This window comes from Aquimarina algiphila, assembly GCF_007489275.1.
GTDB lineage: Bacteria > Bacteroidota > Bacteroidia > Flavobacteriales > Flavobacteriaceae > Aquimarina > Aquimarina algiphila.
The window spans coordinates 44,302-62,552 of the sequence record NZ_VLNR01000005.1; the positions used below are offsets into that span (position 1 = coordinate 44,302).

The following is an 18,251-nucleotide window of genomic DNA, read 5'->3' on the forward strand; positions in this document are numbered from 1 at the left end:
CGATCTTCATTAAAAATGTTAAATTTGTTGTGCTATGGAATTTTCTTCAAAATTATTAGAAAACGCAGTTTATGAAATGTCGCAATTACCCGGTATAGGAAAACGTACGGCATTGAGGTTGGTATTACATTTGCTGAGACAACCTGAAACTCAAACAGAACATTTGGTAAAAGCTCTGGGGGCATTACGTCAAGATATTAAATTTTGTAAAACATGTCATAGTATCAGTGATACAGACACTTGTGATATTTGTAGTAATCCCAATCGAATTCGTGAGATTATTTGTGTCGTAGAGGATATACGTGATGTTATGGCTATTGAGAGTACAGGTCAATATAGAGGATTGTATCATGTTTTAGGAGGAAAAATAAGTCCACTAGATGGTATTGGGCCGCTTGATCTTAATATCACTTCTCTAATCGAAAAAGTTAAATCAGGAATGGTAAGTGAATTAATATTTGCATTAAGTGCTACTATGGAAGGAGATACTACCAATTTTTATATGTATAAGCAATTAGAAGGAATAGATATAAAAACTTCTACTATTGCAAGAGGAATTGGAGTTAATGATGAATTAGAATATGCAGATGAGGTTACCTTAGGACGAAGTATTTTGAATCGAATTCCTTTTGAAAATGCATTAAAAAGTTCATAATTCTTTTAAATAAAAAGCTAATACCCTGAAGTTATCTGTTGTCATTATTAACTATAACGTACGTTATTTCTTAGAACTTTGCTTGCAAAGCGTTAAAGAGGCGATACAGGCTATGGATGCTGAAATTATAGTTGTAGACAATAATTCGGTGGATGATAGTTGTGAGATGCTCAAAAATCGGTTTCCAGAGGTAATTCTTATTGAAAATACAGATAATGTAGGATTTGCTAAAGCTAATAATCAGGGTGTGGCAAAGGCAAAAGGAGAATATGTGTGCATCCTTAATCCTGACACGGTAGTAGGAGTAGATGTTTTTGATACATTGATAAGTGTTGCAGATCGTTTGCCAAATGTAGGCTTCTTAGGTCCTAGATTAATAGATGGTACAGGTAATTTTCTGCCGGAAAGTAAGCGCAATATCCCTTCACCATTAACTTCTTTTCGAAGACTTTTTAAAATTAGATTAGGAAACGTAAAAAGCTATTATGCAGATCATGTTTTAGAAGAGGAAATAGGAGATGTAGATATTCTTGTAGGAGCTTTTCTCTTGGTGAAAAAGAAAAATTATCTTACAATAGAAGGTTTTGATGAAGATTACTTTATGTATGGAGAAGATATTGATATCTCATATAAAATAAAAAAGAAGGGATTACAGAATTATTACGTAGGTGAAATCACAGCAATTCATTACAAAGGAGAAAGCACGGATCGTAATGCAGTATATATACAAAGATTTTATGGAGCAATGCGAATATTCTATAAAAAACACTTTAGGAGTAATTGGTTTTTGGATAAATTGGTTTCTATTGCAATACGTTTGGTTTCGGTTATACAATCATTCCGTAATTATGATAAAGAAAAAAGAATAATCGATCACTATTATTTGGTTTCTGATAATCATAATGTATGGGAAAGATTATGTGATAAAGTGAATCAAAGAATAGAAAAAGTGTCAATAGAATCCATAGTAAATTTGGGAGATAAAAATATCGAGATTATCTTTGATAACAATTTTATCTCTTTTACAGAGATTATTCGAGCAATACAAAACCTTAAAACAAGTAATTGTACATTTAAAATTAGACCTGCAAATTGTGATTATATTATAGGAAGTAATTTCAGCGATGGAAAAGGAGAGGTTTTAGTATTTTAAATAAATTTTAATAGATAAAAAATAATTTTTAAGTCGAATTTTAAGTAAATTCGCAAAAAATATAACTTATAAACACTTTTAATTAAGGATATGGCAAAATTTGAGCTTAAACTTCCGAAGATGGGTGAAAGCGTTGCAGAAGCAACAATAACAACTTGGTTAAAAGAAGTTGGAGATACAATAGAATTGGATGATGCAGTTGTTGAGATTGCTACAGACAAAGTAGATAGTGAAGTGCCTAGTGAGGTAGAAGGTGTGCTTGTTGAAAAGCTTTTTGAAGTAGATGATGTAGTACAGGTAGGTCAAGCTATAGCTATAATCGAGATAGAGGGTGAGGGTGCACCAGATTCAAGTCCAGAGGAAGTCAAAGTTGAAGTCGAACAAACTCCTAAAGAAGCTGTAGTCTTAGAAGCAGAAATGGCGGGGACTACAGAAACAATATCAATAGGTGTAACAGATTTTTCGACTAGTGATAAATTTTATTCACCCCTGGTAAAAAATATAGCTTCTACTGAAGGAGTTTCTTTACCAGAATTAGAATCAATTCTTGGAACAGGTAAGGATGGCCGAGTGACCAAAAACGATATTCTGCAATTTGTAGAAAATCGTAAAAATGTAAAAACAGAAATTAAAACTTCTGTTCAGCCTACAACGCCTGTGGTTAAAGAAGCTCAAAAACCTGCTAAACCTGTAGCTGTAAAAGCTGCACCAATAGTAGCATCTGGAGAGGATGAGATTATAGAAATGACCAGGATGGGTAAACTCATTGCGCATCATATGGTTGAGTCTGTTCAGACTTCGGCTCATGTTCAATCGTTTATTGAAGCCGATGTAACTAATATTTGGAATTGGAGAAAGAAAGTTAAAGCAGATTTTATAAAAAGAGAAGGAGAGAATCTTACATTTACTCCAATCTTTATGGAGGCTGTTGCTAAAGCTATCAAGGATTTTCCGATGATAAATATTTCAGTATCTGGTGATACAATTATTAAAAAGAAAAATATAAACTTAGGTATGGCAGCTGCCTTACCTGATGGTAATTTGATCGTTCCTGTTATAAAAAATGCAGATCAATTAAATCTCGTTGGAATGACCAAAGCGGTTAATGATCTAGCTGGTCGCGCACGTAATAATGCATTAAAACCAGATGATATCCAAGGAGGAACATATACTGTTACTAATGTAGGTACTTTTGGAAGTATTATGGGGACACCGATCATAAATCAACCACAGGTTGCTATTTTGGCGCTAGGGGCTATTAGAAAAGTTCCAGCAGTAATTGAGACTCCTGAGGGTGATTTTATAGGTATACGATATAAAATGTTCTTATCACACTCTTACGATCATAGAGTTGTAAACGGTGCATTAGGTGGACAATTTGTACAACGTGTGAAAGACTATTTAGAAGTTTTTGATGTTAATAGAGAATTTTAAAATTGTATCTATTTTTCTTTCATTGCTGAACAAGAAATATTAATAACAATAACATATCAAAAAAACCACGACTATATAAGTTGTGGTTTTTTCTTTAGTAGAATTAAAGTGTGTTACTTTTTTCTAACCAGTAGTGTTTTATTATGTAGTAATAAAATCTAATGAATAGATATATTAAAGCTCTTTTTCTTAAATAAAACCATGATGTAAGAATCGGTAAACTTGAATTTATCAAATTTCAGATACTTGATCTAGGTGATTTGTTATATGATTTAAGTCGTATGTGACCATATTATTGTTTTTTAGGTTTTAGTTTTATGTATTAAAGAATAAATACATTAGAATGAAACAATTCATAAACATACTTTTTTTGTTGATTCTTGTTACACAATCTATCGCACAACATCAGGAGCAACCTTTTAAGTCTAATCAAAAGCATAAAATAAAGCAATGGGAAATTTTAGATATTTTACTAACTGCAAATACTATAAAAAATCCATTTAAAGATTCTAGTACTGTTATATTTACCAATAGTTCGGGAAACAAATTGGTGTTACCATTGATATATAATGGAAATACTAATAACAAAAGTGAGTGGTTAATTAGATTTTCTAGTGCAATAATTGGTACTTGGACCTTCATAACCCAAAGTGAGCATTCTTCACTGGATAAGAAAGAAGGAACAGTAACCATTTTACCGAACAAAGATCATAAAGGAGGTGTTCGATTATCCAAGGAAGATACTCGTAATTTTTATTATGAATCGGGAGAAAAATATACCCCAATAGCATTTGAATGTGATTGGTTGTATGCTTTGGATTATCATAATGAGAAGAAGCTATCGAAGACAAACCATTTGCTTAATCTAATTAAAAAGAACGGTTTCAATCAAATTGTAATGAATGTATTTTCATATGATGTTAGCTGGAAGAAAGATGAAAAATTAGCTGCACATCCTCAACACGAATTTGGCGGACCAGAAAACATATTTCCCTTTTTAGGAACTAATGATACTCCGAATTTTAGTAGTTTGAATGTAGATTTTTTTAAAAAATATGATAGAACCTTGTTGGCCATGCATGAGCGACAATTATTTGCGCATATCATGATTTATGTATGGAATAAATTAGTAAAATGGCCAGATATGCAATCTGATGCGGACAATTTGTATTATGATTATGTAATTAAGCGTTATCAGGCTTTTCCTAATGTGTTATGGGATGTGTCCAAAGAAGCTTTGTACTATGGTAGAGCGGACGAAGCATATATTTCTGAACGTATCCAACGAATTCGCAAGCAGGATTCTTATAAACGTTTAATAACAGTACATGATTATGGGTTTTGTAAAAAACATGGAGATGAGGTAGATTATATATCCTCACAAGACTGGAGCCACAATATATATAACAAAACATTGGAAGCATATACCACATTTAAGAATAAGCCAATTTTTAATATAGAACATGGTGGGTATGAGACGTCTGATTATACTGTTTTTACAGGAGATTATACAAATGCAGAAGTGTGTTTGCGTAGGAATTATATGTGCTTATTCGCAGGAGCAGGAACAACCTACTATTGGCAAGGAACTTCCTGGAATGTTGTTGTGTATAACCCTTTTCAACAACCTGAAGATTCATATAAACCAAAATTTGATTATTTTCAATATTTAAGTTCATTTTGGAAGCAATTTGCAGATGAAGATTTGAAACCAGCTCCCTGGATGAATAGTAGTGGTTATGCCCTAGCAAATAAAAAAGGGCTTCAGTTACATTATGTGCCTAAAGAGAACTTTCAAATTAAATTGGGGTGGGTTTTAAAACCTGAAAAAGATAAAACAAAAACATATTATTGGTTTAATACCTTAACAGGAGAAACAACAACGCCTAAACCTGCAAAAGGACAAGGTTACATTAACCCCTGGCGTTATGAGGCAGATGCTATTTTGGTTTCTAAAATTACAGAAAAATAGGTAAATGTATAATACATAAATGATACATATAGTAGTGTAGTGATCATTGTATTTTTTAGAAGTTGAGGTAGATCTTTTATTAAGTTGTGCGAAGGATAATAAGTAAGGCTATGACAATATTGTCATAGCCTTACTTATTTATAAATAGAGAAGTTTTTATTGATGTTAATTGCAAAATAAATACTAATTCAAACTATTAAATTAGTTCAAACTAAAAATTTAGTTTATATTAGCTAAACAAAATTCTTATCTATATGAAACAACTTACTAAAGCAGAAGAAGATATTATGAAAATTCTTTGGGATATAAATGAAGGAGGAGTAGTATCTATTTTAGAACAATTACCAGAGCCTAAACCAGCTTATAATACAGTTTCTACTATTGTTAGAATCTTAGAAGATAAAGGGTTTGTAAACTACAGAAAAGAAGGGCGTATTCATATTTATTTCCCTCTTATAAAAAAAACAGATTACAGTAATCAAAGTATCAATAAGCTAATAGATGGATATTTTCAGGGCTCTTTTAAAAGTATGGTTTCCTTTTTTATAAAGAAAAATGATATAAGTATTGCAGAAATGGAAGCTGCAATGAAAGAAATTAATAAAGATGAAAAGAAAAAATGATACATTATATACTACAAATACTAGTTGTTCAATTACTTTTCTTATTAATATATGATCTGTTCCTTAAAAAAGAAACTTTTTTTAATTGGAACCGAGTTTATCTTTTGATGACATCACTACTAAGTTTTATTCTACCGCTTATTAAAATAGATGTAATAAAGGAGAATATACCAGAACAATATATGATTCAACTGCCTGCAGTATTAATTGGTAATGTCTCGGAAGAAATAGAAGGTTCAGAAGTTATAATAAAATCATCAGATTCTTTTTTTAATTTTCTTACTATAGCACGTTTTAGCGAATACCTATGGTATACAGGAATGGTAATTAGTCTACTTCTTTTTTGCTATAAACTCTACAGGATATTAAAATTAAAACAGACAGGAATTAAAACCAGAGTAGAAAATTTTAACTTGATTTCATTACCAAATACAAACACAGCTTTTTCATTTTTTAATACCATTTTTTTGGGAGAAAAACTATCTGAAGTCAAAAAGACAAATATTCTATTGCATGAGAAAATCCATATTAAAGAGTATCATACATTGGATTTACTCTTCTTTGAAATATTGAGGATCATTTGCTGGTTTAATCCGCTAGTATATGTATATCAAAACCGGATTGCAGTGCTTCAGGAATATATTGCTGATTCCAAAGCAATTTCTGAAACAGATAAAAAAGAGTATTATCAAGATCTGTTATCGCAGATCTTTCAGACCGATAAAATTTCATTCATCAATACATTTTTTAATCATTCATTAATCAAAAATCGAATAGTTATGTTACAAAAATCAAAATCAAAGAAAATTTTTCAATTAAAGTATTTATTACTAGTTCCTGTTATGTTGTTAATGTTATTATACACTTCGTGTGCTCAAGATACTAGTGCTCAGTCAAAAGTAATGTCTGAAAATGTTGATAGTCCTTTGATAGAAAAAATTCAGGCTGTAAGACACCAAATAGAAAAACAAGGAAATGTATCCCCAGAAGAAGAAAAAGCATTAAAAGTATTAGCTCTATTAGTTACTGATGATGGTTTTTCTAATCCTCATTATGAGGATGTATATGGTATGGCAGATATCCCTTTTGGAGTAATAGAAAAAGTGCCAGTTTTTCCGGGTTGCGAAAACCTTTCGCAGGAAGAGACAAAAAAATGCTTTAGCCAGAAAATCTCACAGTATATAGTAAAGCAATTTAATACAAAACTTGCAAAGGAAAATGGACTTACAGGGTATCAGGAAATTGGTGCTCGGTTTTCTATTGGTAATGACGGAAAAGTAAAAGATATTAAGGTGAAAAATAAAAGTAAAATACTAAGAGAAGAAGCACTTAGAGTTCTAGAAGGATTACCAGTAATGATTCCTGGAGAGCAGGAAGGTAAAAAAGTAAGTGTTATGTATAAATTACCTATTAAATTGAAATTTAAATAAGGGTATCGTGAGTATTTACTAAAACTAAAGCCGAAATATTTTATTTCGACTTTAGTTTTTAGAGCTGAGTACTATCTTTCTTTTTTAAATTTTTAATACGTTCTGCTTCTATATTGTCGAGCTTCTCATTTACAATCAGGTTATAAGTATAATGTGATTCTACATCTGTTAATGGAATAAGAATCAACATTTGTACTTTTGTTTTTGCCGGGATACTTTTTATAATAGGGCGTTGTGCACTTCTACGATATCCAGTCGGGTTCACTTTTAAGAATATGCTTTTATTCTCATTAGTATCATTTTGTACATAGAGAATTGTTCTTTTTTTCTGGATGTCTTCAATTAATCGAACTGATTTTTCCTGGCCAAAACTTATAAAACTAAATAAGAATATAAAGAGAAATGCTATTCTATTGTTTCTTAAGGATGTCATTGTTTTTCTTTTAAAGATAAGAGATTTAACCTCTAAATAAGAAAAACCGATCTTTCATATTTTCAATTTCAGAATTTTTATTTGTAAGAATATAGTCGATAGCTTCAGTAGTAAAATTTTTACCCTTATTTGTTAAGGAGACAATGTCATTATCTATAGTAATCATGTTATTTTTTAGAGCTAGATCCAAAACAGATTTGGATTGTACTTTCTGCCAATTAATATGTTCGTTTAAGTGTTTAACATGACGTTCTTCTTCTTCTTTATGATTTCCTAAGTGAAGAAGAAATGTAAGTAGTGAAACCTCTATTCTTTGTTGTTTCTGTCTATACAGTACAGAGAATAAACCTTTATCAGGTGCAAATAGATACACAAATAGAAAAACCAATCCTAAAACCGTAGTCATCGACCCAGAGATAGAGGTGTCTAAGGCATGGGCCATCCAATATCCTCCAATGGCACTACTAACCCCAAAAAGTACAGAGAGTAAGAGCATTTTTTTGAGATCATTTGTTAGTAAATAAGCAGTAGCTGCTGGAGCGATCATTAGTGCGATCACCAAAATAGCACCAACAGCATCGAATGCACCAACTGTGGTGATCGAAGATATTGTCATTAATCCATAGTGCATTACAATAGGGGAGAGCCCCAATGCAGAAGCGAGACCAGCATCAAATGTACTGACTTTTAATTCTTTGAAAAAAGCAAAAAGCAAGCCTAATGTGATCAATAAAATACTACCGATAATCCATAAGGACTTGGGGCCTACATCGGCTCCTTCCAAAATTAATCGATCAAAAGGAGCAAAAGCTAATTCTCCTAATAATACGGCATCGATATCAAGGTGGACGTCGTTTGCATTTTGGGCAATAAGTATAATCCCTATACTGAACAAAGCAGGGAAAACCAGCCCAATTGCAGTGTCTTCTTTTACCAATCCTGTTTTCTGAATAAATTCTACTAATATTACTGTAATCACTCCACTTGCGGCAGCAAGAATAATTAATAATGGAGAAGATAAATCGTGAGTAATAAAAAAACCAATCACAATACCAGGTAAAATAGAATGGCTTATGGCATCAGTGATTAACGCCATTTTTCTTAACACAAGAAATGTACCGGGGATAGCACATGCAATAGCCACAAGGCTAGCAATTAATTGTATTTCTATCTGCGCGCTACTCATTTTCTTCGGTAATTAATTGATCATATAGATTTGAAGCGGTGTTATATCCAGATTCAGTCATAGACCACATGTTTCCACTAATCTTTACGTAATCTTTGTCTTCCAGTTTTTGAAGAGATTTTCTGGTAAATCCTTGAAAATTATTCAAGATTTTGATCGCATGTGGGTGTGCAATATCTTCATGGGTCTTTGCGATATTATACATAAAAGATAAGGTTTTATGTAATTGAAGATCATTTCTGTTTTTGCGGAAACGTATTTCTCTGAATAATAATCCTCGCCCAGGTGAAAATATAAACGAAACTAATACAAATACCCCCGCAACTAATACGATTACGGGTCCGGTAGATAGATTATTATGGCTGGCACTAATTGCGGTTCCCAGTACTCCAGAAAATGCACCAAATATAGCTGCCAAAATAACCATTACAGATAAATTGTTTGTCCATTGTCTAGCTGCGGCAGCTGGAGCTAAAAGCATGGCGCTCATTAATACAACGCCTACAGTTTGTAAACCTAGAACAATGGCTATCACAATAAAAGTAGTAATAAGAATATCCAAAAACTTAGTGTTAAAACCTAGTGTTTTTGTGTAATCAGCATCAAACAATAGTAATTTAAGTTCTTTCCAGAATAATAATAAAATGACTAAACTAATTGCTGTAACAATTACCATTAACCATACATCGCTTTCTAGAAGTGTTGCTGCCTGACCAAAAAGGTAACTCTCTAGACCTGCTTGATTGGCATTTGGCATTTTTTGGATATATGTGAGCAATAACATACCAAATCCAAAAAATAATGATAAGATTAGGCCTAAAGCAGTATCAGATTTAAGATGTGTCTTACTTGTTATTCCTCTAATCCAAAAAGTTCCTATGAGACCACTAATTAATGCTCCAAGTAAGAATATTGAACTATTTTTAGTACCCATAATTAAAAAAGCAATAGCAATACCAGGTAAGGCAGCATGAGAAATAGCATCACCCAATAAACTTTGTTTTCTTAATACGGCAAAACTACCTAACATTCCGCAGATTGCACCAAGCACAGCCGTACCTAACGTTATTGTTCGTAACGTATAATCTGTAAAAACAAGTTCGATATATTGTTGTATATCCATAGAGTTATTTAGTCATTAGAGGGTAGGAATTAGTTCTTATTTTTGTTTTTAAGATGTTTTTGTAAACTAGTAATCATTTTTGATAATTCTGCTAGCCTTAGTCTAGTCGTCTTATTTTCGTTTTCGGATATATATATCTTCTTCTATTTGCAATTGTAGAACAGACTACACATTCCCGTACTGAATCTATTGCTATCTGTAAATACCTATTAAATTGAGCATCCGTATTTCCTGAGCCTTCAGCAATATTTAAAGCTACAGAATTTGCCGCACGGATATATTGAGATGATAGTCCATAAGTTTCAACACTTGGAAATTTTTCACAAGTATTATAAACCAAGTCAACAAAGTTAAGTGCTTTTTGGTATACTATTAAATCTTCAAAATTGAATTTTACTTCTTCCATAAACTACCCTCTATTTGCTAAAAACTATTCATCTACCCTTGAACACTAACTTTGTAGTTAATTCCGTATGTCTTGGTTAAGTTATCATCATTAAAAATATCTTTCACTGGCCCGGTAGCAATTTTCTTTACATTAAGAAAAGTAACCCAATCAAAATATTCTGGTACAGTTTGAAGGTCGTGATGCACAACAATAACCGTTTTTCCTGCTTTTCTAAGTTCTTTTAGAATATTGATAATAGCTTTTTCGGTTGTGGCATCCACACCTTGAAAAGGTTCATCCATAAAATAAATCGATGCATTTTGAACTAAAGCTCTTGCTAGGAAGATACGCTGTTGCTGCCCTCCAGAAAGTTGACTGATCTGTCTGTTTTTAAAAGAAAGCATTCCTACTTTTTCTAACGCTTCCAAAGCAGCTTTTTTTTCTTTTTGTCCAGGTCTCTTAATCCAGCCAAGACTACCATAAGTCCCCATCATAACCACATCCAGAGCAGTGGTAGGAAAATCCCAATCGACACTTCCTTTTTGCGGTACATAGGCAACTAGAGATCGTTGTTTTTTATAAGATTTCCCATAGATTTGAATGCTTCCCGCAATTGGTTTAATGATATCTAAAATCGATTTGATCAAGGTAGATTTACCTGCTCCGTTTGGCCCTACAATTGCCATTAATACTCCTTCAGGTATTGCTAGGTCAATATCCCATAATACAGGTTTGTAATTATAAGCTACGGTGAGGTCATCTATTTGAACTGCAATTTTATTTTCCATTATTGTAGTGCATTTACAATAGTATTTACGTTATATTCAAACATACCAATATATGTTCCTTCTTTGGTTTCTAGATTACCAAGAGCATCCGAGAATAATGTACCTCCTATGCTTACTTCATGATCCTTTGATTTTACAGCCGCTTGCAGAGCTTCAATAGTTCGTTTGGGAACAGAAGTTTCTACAAAAATAGCTTTCACCTCTTTCTCAATAATAAAACTAGCTAATTTCTGAACATCCTGCACTCCAGCTTCTGTGGCAGTAGATAAGCCTTGAAGTCCAACAACATTAAAATCATAGGCTTTTCCGAAGTAGCTAAAAGCATCATGTGCGGTTACCAAAATTCTTTTTTCTTTTGGGAGAGTAGCTATTTTCTTCTTTAACCTGGCTTCAAGTGTATCTAATTCTAATAAATATGCATTTCCATTAGTTTCAAAGACTTTTGCATGTTTTGGATCGATTTCTTTAAGTTTATTAATAACAAATGTGGTAATGATTTTCCAGTTTTCGACGCTAAACCATATATGTGGATCGTAGTTTGATGCAAAATAATCAGAGCCGATTAATGTATTTTTATCCAGACTTTCTCCAATAGCTATGGTCTTATTATTCTGATGTTGCATTTTTTCAAAGACCTCTACTAGTTTACCTTCCAAATGTAAACCATTATAAAAAATTACATCGGCATTAACTAATTTACTAACATCACCTTCACTTGCTTTATATAAGTGAGGGTCAACACCACTACCCATTAAACCATTAACCTCTATTAAGTCTCCTCCGATATTTTTAACCAGATCTGTAATCATAGAAGTAGTAGTAACTACTTTAAGTTTTTGATTCTCATCTTTCACTTCTTTTTTACATGAAAATGAGAGTGAACAAATGACTAGTATCGAGATTATTTTATTCATTTTATTTTTTTGTTCTTTTTCAGTTTTACCTAATTACTCTCAATTCGAATACATCTTCTCAGTATCTTCATAAAAATCGGTAGTCATTTTAAAATCGAAAGTTGATTATTCTATCATACTTGTTTTAGTGTTTCTGGTAGTGCTTTCCCTTTGAGAAAATAACACTAAGCACAACTAAGAGTTAATAAAGGAAGTAAGATGATTCTATATAATTGCATTAGGTTTAGTAATTTTGCTATATTATTTTGACAAAACTAAAAAAGTTAGTTATGACTAACAAATTAAATTTGAATAATTTAACAAAAAGTGAAGAAGATTATTTAAAGGCTCTTTTTCAATTACTTATTGAAGATAGTTCTGTAAAGGTGGGAAATAATCAATTGGCAGATTATCTTAAAGTTTCACCAGCTTCTACGAATAATATGATTAAGAAGTTGAAAGCTAAAAACTATGTAGTAAGTGAAAAATATGGTAAGCTGGATTTAACAGAAGAAGGAAAGTCTATTGCTGTACGATTGATTCGTAAACATAGACTATGGGAAACTTTTTTATGTAATTACCTTAATTTCACATGGGATGAAGTACATGAAGTTGCGGAGCAATTAGAACATATTAAATCCAAAAAGTTGATCAACGAACTGGATCGCTTTATGGATTTTCCTGAAAAAGATCCACATGGAGAGATGATTCCAAATGCAGATGGAGAATATTCAATTTTACCTAAAATTACACTTTCTTCACTCTCTGATGGGGATGTTTGTCAATTAGTGGCAGTGGATGATGGATCTGTTAATTTTTTAAAATATGTATCTGAAATTGGACTGGCATTAAGCAGTGAAATTAAAGTTCTCGAAGTTCGTGAATTTGATAAGTCTATTCGCATACAGTTTGATAATACTATAGAAACCGTAACTAGAAAGTTTGCTGATAATGTATTCGTTAAGAAGGTTGTATAGTTTTTATAAATGTTAAAATAGAGTTAGGCTATAAGATAGTTAAAGAATAGCAGTTATCTTTGAGTATCACACAATCAATTTATGGAGCTTAATTTAAAAAGACCGATATGTTTTTTTGATCTTGAAACGACCGGTATAAATATTTCTAAAGATCGAATTGTAGAAATTTCTATTCTAAAAGTATTTCCTAACGGTACTCAGGAGAGTAAAACCTGGCTGGTTAATCCTGAAATGCCAATACCTCCAGAGACTACTGCTGTGCATGGTATTGATGATGAGAAAATAGCTAATGAGCCTACTTTTAAACAATTAGCAAGTAAAGTTAGTGAAATGATTAAAGGTTGCGATTTGGGAGGGTTTAATTCTAATCGATTTGATATTCCGTTATTGGCAGAAGAATTGTTAAGAGCAGGTCTTGATTTTGATATGAAAAATGCAGTTGCGATTGATGTCCAGACTATTTATCATAAAATGGAAAAAAGAACACTTTCTGCAGCTTATAAATTCTATTGTGATAAGGATCTTACAGATGCACATTCTGCTGAAGCAGATACAATGGCAACCTATGAGGTATTAAAAGCTCAATTGGATAAATATCCTGAATTAGAAAATGATGCAAAGTTTTTAGCCGAATTTAGTTCTAGAAAACAATTTGCAGATTTCGCTGGTTTTATTGCATATGATGATGATAAGAAAGAGGTCTTTTCTTTCGGAAAGCATAAAGGGAAGCTTGTTGAACAAGTTATGGACGAAGAACCTGGGTATTTTGGATGGATTCAGAATGCTGACTTCCCTTTGTATACAAAAAAGGTTCTTACAGCAGTGAGACTTCGTAAACTAAATAACAGCTTGAAATTATAATCATTTTTCCTATCATTTTTATTGAATTATGAAGCTTATTTGTATCGGTCGTAATTATACAGATCATATAGAAGAATTGGATAATGAGAAACCTAAAGACCCAGTGGTTTTTATAAAACCAGACACTTCAATTTTACTAAAAAAACAACCTTTTTTTATTCCTGATTTCTCTAATGATATACATCATGAGTTGGAAGTATTGGTAAAAATTAATAGAGTTGGTAAACATATTGATAGAAAATTTGCGCATAAATATTATGAGGAAATAGGATTAGGCATTGATTTTACTGCCAGAGATCTTCAGACAAAACTTAAAGAAAAAGGCTTGCCCTGGGAAAAAGCTAAAGCTTTTGATGGTGCTGCTGTTGTAGGAAAGTGGGTTTCTAAAGATAATTTTAAAGATGTAGATGATATCGATTTTCATTTGGAAAAAAATGGGGATACCGTCCAGAAAGGAAATACAATGTTTATGCTCTGGAAGATCAATGAATTGATAGAATATGTTTCAAAATACTTTACTTTAAAGATAGGGGATGTCATATTTACAGGTACTCCAGCAGGTGTTGGGTCGGTAAAACCAGATGATGTTTTGACTGGTTATATAGGTGATGATCAGTTTTTTTCGATAAAAGTAAAATAGAAAATTATAAGCTTAAGTAAAGTGAACAACTTTAATTTTTTACTTATAATACCTGTAAAAGTCGTTTAGGACTCATATATGTAAAAAATCTTTTATCTACTTTAAAGGTTTCGTCCATAATAATAGTTGCGGGTAGAGAAAGGGGACGATTTTTTCTGGAAGCTAATAATATAGGAATGTCATGTATGGGACTTCTTGAAGTCAAATGATTTTCATTGGTAAAAATACTTCCTCCAAAAACGATAGTATCCTTGGTTTCGACATTCATTTTTACTACATAATATTCTTCGGATAATTTTTTCACAATATCAGGTTTGGTAAAAACTACCCGATCCATCTTTTTACAATATACGCACCAGTCAGCATAGAAACTGATAAGAACCTTTTTAGGTTTGATTTTTAAAGAATCTTCCAGTTGTTCAAAAGATATCCATTGAACTTTTTCTCTATTTTGAGCGTAGCCTGTCAAAGAAGATAAAATGACTAGAAAGATGGAGAGTGTAATTAATTTAGATTTCATATTTAGTGAAGTTTACCAAATTTAATCCCTATAAAAAAGGTTCTTGGAGCTCCAGGACCATAAATATAATCAGAATCTCGTAAAGGACCTATATCAAAATCATCCTGGTAGTTGTCGAAGATATTTTTTATTCCTCCACTAAAAGTCATTTGAAAATTTTCTGAAATATCGGTATGATATTCAAGTTTTATATTCACATCAAAAAAAGAATCACTATCGACAAGGTCTAAAAAGCCAGATGGGCTTACTACTCGAGGAATTGTCATAGAACCTGTATACGTCCCAGTAAGGTCCATGTTAAAATGTTCTCCAGGTATCCATGATGTATTAAAGTATCCATAAGAATTAGGGTTTCTAACAAATTCATCAACACTTACATCAGTTTCATTTGGTATCGTTCCATCAGTTTCAAAAAGTATTTGTGCTTCATCATATTCTGCCTTTTGTATCGTTCCTCCAATCTGAAATTGCCATTCTTTAGAAGGGGAGATCCCTATTTCTAAATTAGTTCCAAAAACATTGGCTCCAGACCCATTTCTAACTTCTTCTAAAATAGACCCATTTTCTAACACTGCACCAGTACTCACAAGTGTAAAAGGATCTTGTAAATCGGTATAAAAACCTTCAATCAAAATATCAGTTTGTACTTTGTTGAAGTTCTTACTATAGTTAAAAGAGGTGGTGTAGGCATTAGAGTACTCAGTATTTAAATCTTCTGATAGGATTACAAACTGAGGTTCACCGCCGACTGATGAAACGTGTAAATCTTCATTGAATGCTTGTGGTGTTCTAAATCCTCTGGCATATCCTCCTCTAAATTTTAAAGCCTCTGTTATATTATAAGAAAGGGTAAGACGCGGGCTTAATACTGTTTGTTCTATCGAAACCTCTCTAGATATACCACCAATGTTATAATCTCCTTTAACATTAACATGGTCCAATCTTGTTCCTACAAGTGCTGTTAGATTGTCATTAGGTTTCCATTCATATTGTGCATAAGATCCAATGGTATTTACATTTTGATCAATTAACCTATCGTATCCTGGAATAATATCTTCGGTATCACTTAGGTTATATTCTACGCCCACAGTAATAATATCTTCGTTTTTAAAATTATAAGTGTATTGTGCTCCGGATACTAAAGCTAAATCTTTTGTGGTACCATAAGAATTAAGCGCAAGAATACTATCCTGTTGAGTTCTTGAACCTCCTAAACCACCATAAAAACTTCCTCTTTCTGTGTATTGCCCCGAAGTATATACTGAAAAATTGCTGTTGAGATTTTTGTTTTGTAGATCATATGTTATTCCGCCTAAAAAAGTATCATGATCTAATTGTTCAGTAATATCTGTAAAGTGAGGGGCTAAGTCAAGTCGATCTCCACCTCTTCGAAATTCTTTTAAGGTGGTTAAGTCTAAAGAAATTTTACTACGTTCATTTGGTTTAAGGTATGTTTTAATGCCAAATGTAGTGTTTGATAATGTAGTTAATTCAGAAAATCCATCATCATTTGCATCAAACTCTTCGCGATCTCGCTTTAGTCCAAAAAGTGTTATTCCGCTCATAAGGTCATCACTCACTAAAGAAGAGTTAAAGTTAATTAGGCGATCAGGTACATCGCCGTCTATCAAGCCAAAATAACTACCAATTTCCCATGTATTAAGTACAGGGTCTTTGGTGATAATGTTAATAGTTCCTGCAATAGCGTTAGAACCATAAAGAGCAGAACCACCACTTCTTACTACTTCTATGCGTTCGACAATATTAGTAGGAATTTGTTCTAAACCATATACATTATTTAGTGCGCTAAAAACAGCCCTGCTGTTGACCAAAACTTGAGTATAACTTCCATCCAACCCATTTAATCGCACTTGAGTAAAACCACAGTTTTGACAATTATTTTCTACTCTAACCCCAGGAGAGTAATTAAGCCCATCTGATAATGAGATAGATTGTGTGGCATTAAGTAATTGTGGATTTAGAACATTAACTACTACAGGAGCTTTTTTTCTATTCACTCGATTCCTGGTTGCGCTTATCACAATTTGATCCAGATTAAGTCTATCTTCTTCAAGTTCGATTTTTTTTATTGTAGACTCACCAGGTATAATAGCAACTTCTTCTTTTGAAGTCTGAAACCCTAATAAACTTACCTTTACAGTGAAATTACCAGCAGGAATGTTTTTTACTTCATAAAAACCTTCTCCATTGGACGAGGATGATGTTCTAAAAGACGTATTGAATACTTCTATAGTTGCAAATGGTAATTGTTTGTTATTTGATGTAATAGAACCTTTTAAACTTCCAGTCTGAGATATAACAAAAGTTGATTGTAATAAAATAAAGAATACTAAATAACGCTTCATGATAAAAAATTAGTCTTGGCAAATTTATAAAGTTAGTTTCAACTAACAAATATTTTAACTATTTTTATATTCATAAATTTCAGTATCCTAAAAACAGTATTAAAAATGCTATACCATGTTATATTGAGACCTGTTTTTTTTATGTGTAATTATTGAGTTTTATCTTATGAAAGGTTCGTAAAAATACTAATGATTATAAGGTGTAGTAATGATCAATCCCTACTTTGAAGTGAAAACAGCTAATGTTTTTTGTTTTATAATAGAAAATATGTGAATATTTCTATGTTTATAGGCTTAATTTTGAATGAATTATCGAGGGAGTAGTAAGAATATCCTTATAAATGTTTTAGATTAAAGACTGGAGGTATTATATTTACGGTACATCAGCTGGGATTGAACCTATAAAAACGGATATTATTTTAGCTGGATATACAAACAACCAACAATTTTTTCAATAAAAGTTATATAAATGAGCAAAGGATATAGTTTAAAAAATGTAGATGAATTATCAGGAGGTGATAATGAATTTATAGCTGTATTAGTACAGACATTTTTAGAAGAAATACCACCTGATCTCGATAGTATGGTTCAGGCAGTAAATTCTGATAATCCACAAATGGCATACCAATATGCTCATAAAATGAAACCTAACCTTCAGTTATTTGATATTGATCTTTTGGCTCAAATTAAACAAATTGAGGCATGGTCAAAAACAAATAAAGCAAAGGAAGAGATACTACCAATTTTAGAGCATATTGTTACTACAGTAAATGGTGCTATAGAGAATCTTAAAGCTGATTTTAGTTAAT

18 protein-coding genes are annotated in these 18,251 nt (G+C 32.0%); 10 read left to right on the top strand and 8 right to left on the bottom strand.

The window, feature by feature from the left end:
- Positions 1 to 34: 34 nt before the first annotated feature.
- From recR to FOF46_RS03525, 6 genes are all read left to right on the top strand, one after another.
- Positions 35 to 655, top strand: coding sequence for a recombination mediator RecR (gene recR / locus FOF46_RS03500; protein ID WP_109437178.1), 621 nt, complete (start codon positions 35 to 37; stop codon positions 653 to 655).
- A gap of 43 nt (positions 656 to 698) precedes the next feature.
- Positions 699 to 1,808: a glycosyltransferase family 2 protein gene (locus tag FOF46_RS03505; RefSeq protein WP_333924394.1), complete on the top strand. Its 1,110-nt coding sequence runs from the start codon at positions 699 to 701 to the stop codon at positions 1,806 to 1,808.
- Between the two features lie 90 nt (positions 1,809 to 1,898).
- Positions 1,899 to 3,242, top strand: a complete 1,344-nt coding sequence (locus FOF46_RS03510; RefSeq protein ID WP_143915474.1) for a dihydrolipoamide acetyltransferase family protein — start codon at positions 1,899 to 1,901, stop codon at positions 3,240 to 3,242.
- Between the two features lie 343 nt (positions 3,243 to 3,585).
- On the top strand, positions 3,586 to 5,214 hold the full coding sequence (locus FOF46_RS03515; RefSeq protein WP_143915475.1) for an apiosidase-like domain-containing protein: 1,629 nt from the start codon (positions 3,586 to 3,588) through the stop codon (positions 5,212 to 5,214).
- 254 nt (positions 5,215 to 5,468) lie between these two features.
- Complete coding sequence (locus FOF46_RS03520; protein WP_109437174.1) at positions 5,469 to 5,837, top strand: BlaI/MecI/CopY family transcriptional regulator; 369 nt, start codon at positions 5,469 to 5,471, stop codon at positions 5,835 to 5,837.
- Positions 5,838 to 5,944: 107 nt separating this feature from the next.
- A complete protein-coding gene (locus FOF46_RS03525; protein WP_167571736.1) occupies positions 5,945 to 7,267 on the top strand; it encodes a M56 family metallopeptidase in 1,323 nt (440 codons plus the stop codon).
- A 58-nt stretch (positions 7,268 to 7,325) separates the two neighbouring features.
- Here the strand turns inward: FOF46_RS03525 and FOF46_RS03530 are convergent, their stop codons facing one another.
- The 6 genes from FOF46_RS03530 to FOF46_RS03555 all read right to left on the bottom strand — a co-directional run bounded on the left by FOF46_RS03530 (position 7,326) and on the right by FOF46_RS03555 (position 12,099).
- Positions 7,326 to 7,700 carry a hypothetical protein gene (locus FOF46_RS03530; RefSeq protein WP_143915477.1) on the bottom strand — a complete coding sequence of 125 codons (375 nt, stop codon included), beginning with the start codon at positions 7,698 to 7,700 and terminating at the stop codon, positions 7,326 to 7,328.
- Between the two features lie 25 nt (positions 7,701 to 7,725).
- Positions 7,726 to 8,886: a metal ABC transporter permease gene (locus FOF46_RS03535; protein WP_143915478.1), complete on the bottom strand. Its 1,161-nt coding sequence runs from the start codon at positions 8,884 to 8,886 to the stop codon at positions 7,726 to 7,728.
- Entirely contained in the window at positions 8,879 to 10,009 is a 1,131-nt protein-coding gene (locus FOF46_RS03540) for a metal ABC transporter permease (RefSeq protein ID WP_109437170.1), read from the bottom strand. The genes FOF46_RS03535 and FOF46_RS03540 overlap by 8 nt, the downstream gene beginning before the upstream one ends.
- A gap of 97 nt (positions 10,010 to 10,106) precedes the next feature.
- A complete protein-coding gene (locus tag FOF46_RS03545; RefSeq protein ID WP_244299562.1) occupies positions 10,107 to 10,415 on the bottom strand; it encodes a four helix bundle protein in 309 nt (102 codons plus the stop codon).
- A gap of 32 nt (positions 10,416 to 10,447) precedes the next feature.
- Positions 10,448 to 11,185, bottom strand: coding sequence for a metal ABC transporter ATP-binding protein (locus tag FOF46_RS03550; protein ID WP_109437168.1), 738 nt, complete (start codon positions 11,183 to 11,185; stop codon positions 10,448 to 10,450).
- Positions 11,185 to 12,099, bottom strand: a complete 915-nt coding sequence (locus tag FOF46_RS03555) for a metal ABC transporter solute-binding protein, Zn/Mn family (protein ID WP_143915479.1) — start codon at positions 12,097 to 12,099, stop codon at positions 11,185 to 11,187. Before FOF46_RS03555 ends, FOF46_RS03550 begins: the two co-directional genes overlap by 1 nt.
- Before the next feature lie 269 nt (positions 12,100 to 12,368).
- Here FOF46_RS03555 and FOF46_RS03560 point away from each other — a divergent pair, with 269 nt between their 5' ends.
- The 3 genes from FOF46_RS03560 to FOF46_RS03570 all read left to right on the top strand — a co-directional run bounded on the left by FOF46_RS03560 (position 12,369) and on the right by FOF46_RS03570 (position 14,556).
- Entirely contained in the window at positions 12,369 to 13,055 is a 687-nt protein-coding gene (locus FOF46_RS03560; RefSeq protein WP_109437166.1) for a metal-dependent transcriptional regulator, read from the top strand.
- Positions 13,056 to 13,136: 81 nt separating this feature from the next.
- Positions 13,137 to 13,916, top strand: coding sequence for a 3'-5' exonuclease (locus FOF46_RS03565; RefSeq protein WP_143915480.1), 780 nt, complete (start codon positions 13,137 to 13,139; stop codon positions 13,914 to 13,916).
- 28 nt (positions 13,917 to 13,944) lie between these two features.
- Positions 13,945 to 14,556, top strand: coding sequence for a fumarylacetoacetate hydrolase family protein (locus FOF46_RS03570; protein WP_109437164.1), 612 nt, complete (start codon positions 13,945 to 13,947; stop codon positions 14,554 to 14,556).
- 43 nt (positions 14,557 to 14,599) lie between these two features.
- Here FOF46_RS03570 and FOF46_RS03575 read toward each other — a convergent pair whose 3' ends face one another.
- Both FOF46_RS03575 and FOF46_RS03580 read right to left on the bottom strand, forming a co-directional pair.
- Positions 14,600 to 15,076 carry a thioredoxin family protein gene (locus FOF46_RS03575; protein ID WP_109437163.1) on the bottom strand — a complete coding sequence of 159 codons (477 nt, stop codon included), beginning with the start codon at positions 15,074 to 15,076 and terminating at the stop codon, positions 14,600 to 14,602.
- A gap of 2 nt (positions 15,077 to 15,078) precedes the next feature.
- Positions 15,079 to 17,442 carry a TonB-dependent receptor gene (locus FOF46_RS03580; RefSeq protein ID WP_143915481.1) on the bottom strand — a complete coding sequence of 788 codons (2,364 nt, stop codon included), beginning with the start codon at positions 17,440 to 17,442 and terminating at the stop codon, positions 15,079 to 15,081.
- Between the two features lie 469 nt (positions 17,443 to 17,911).
- On the opposite strand from FOF46_RS03580, the gene FOF46_RS03585 reads away from it, so the two are divergent.
- Positions 17,912 to 18,250, top strand: coding sequence for an Hpt domain-containing protein (locus FOF46_RS03585; RefSeq protein ID WP_109437161.1), 339 nt, complete (start codon positions 17,912 to 17,914; stop codon positions 18,248 to 18,250).
- Position 18,251 lies beyond the last annotated feature (1 nt).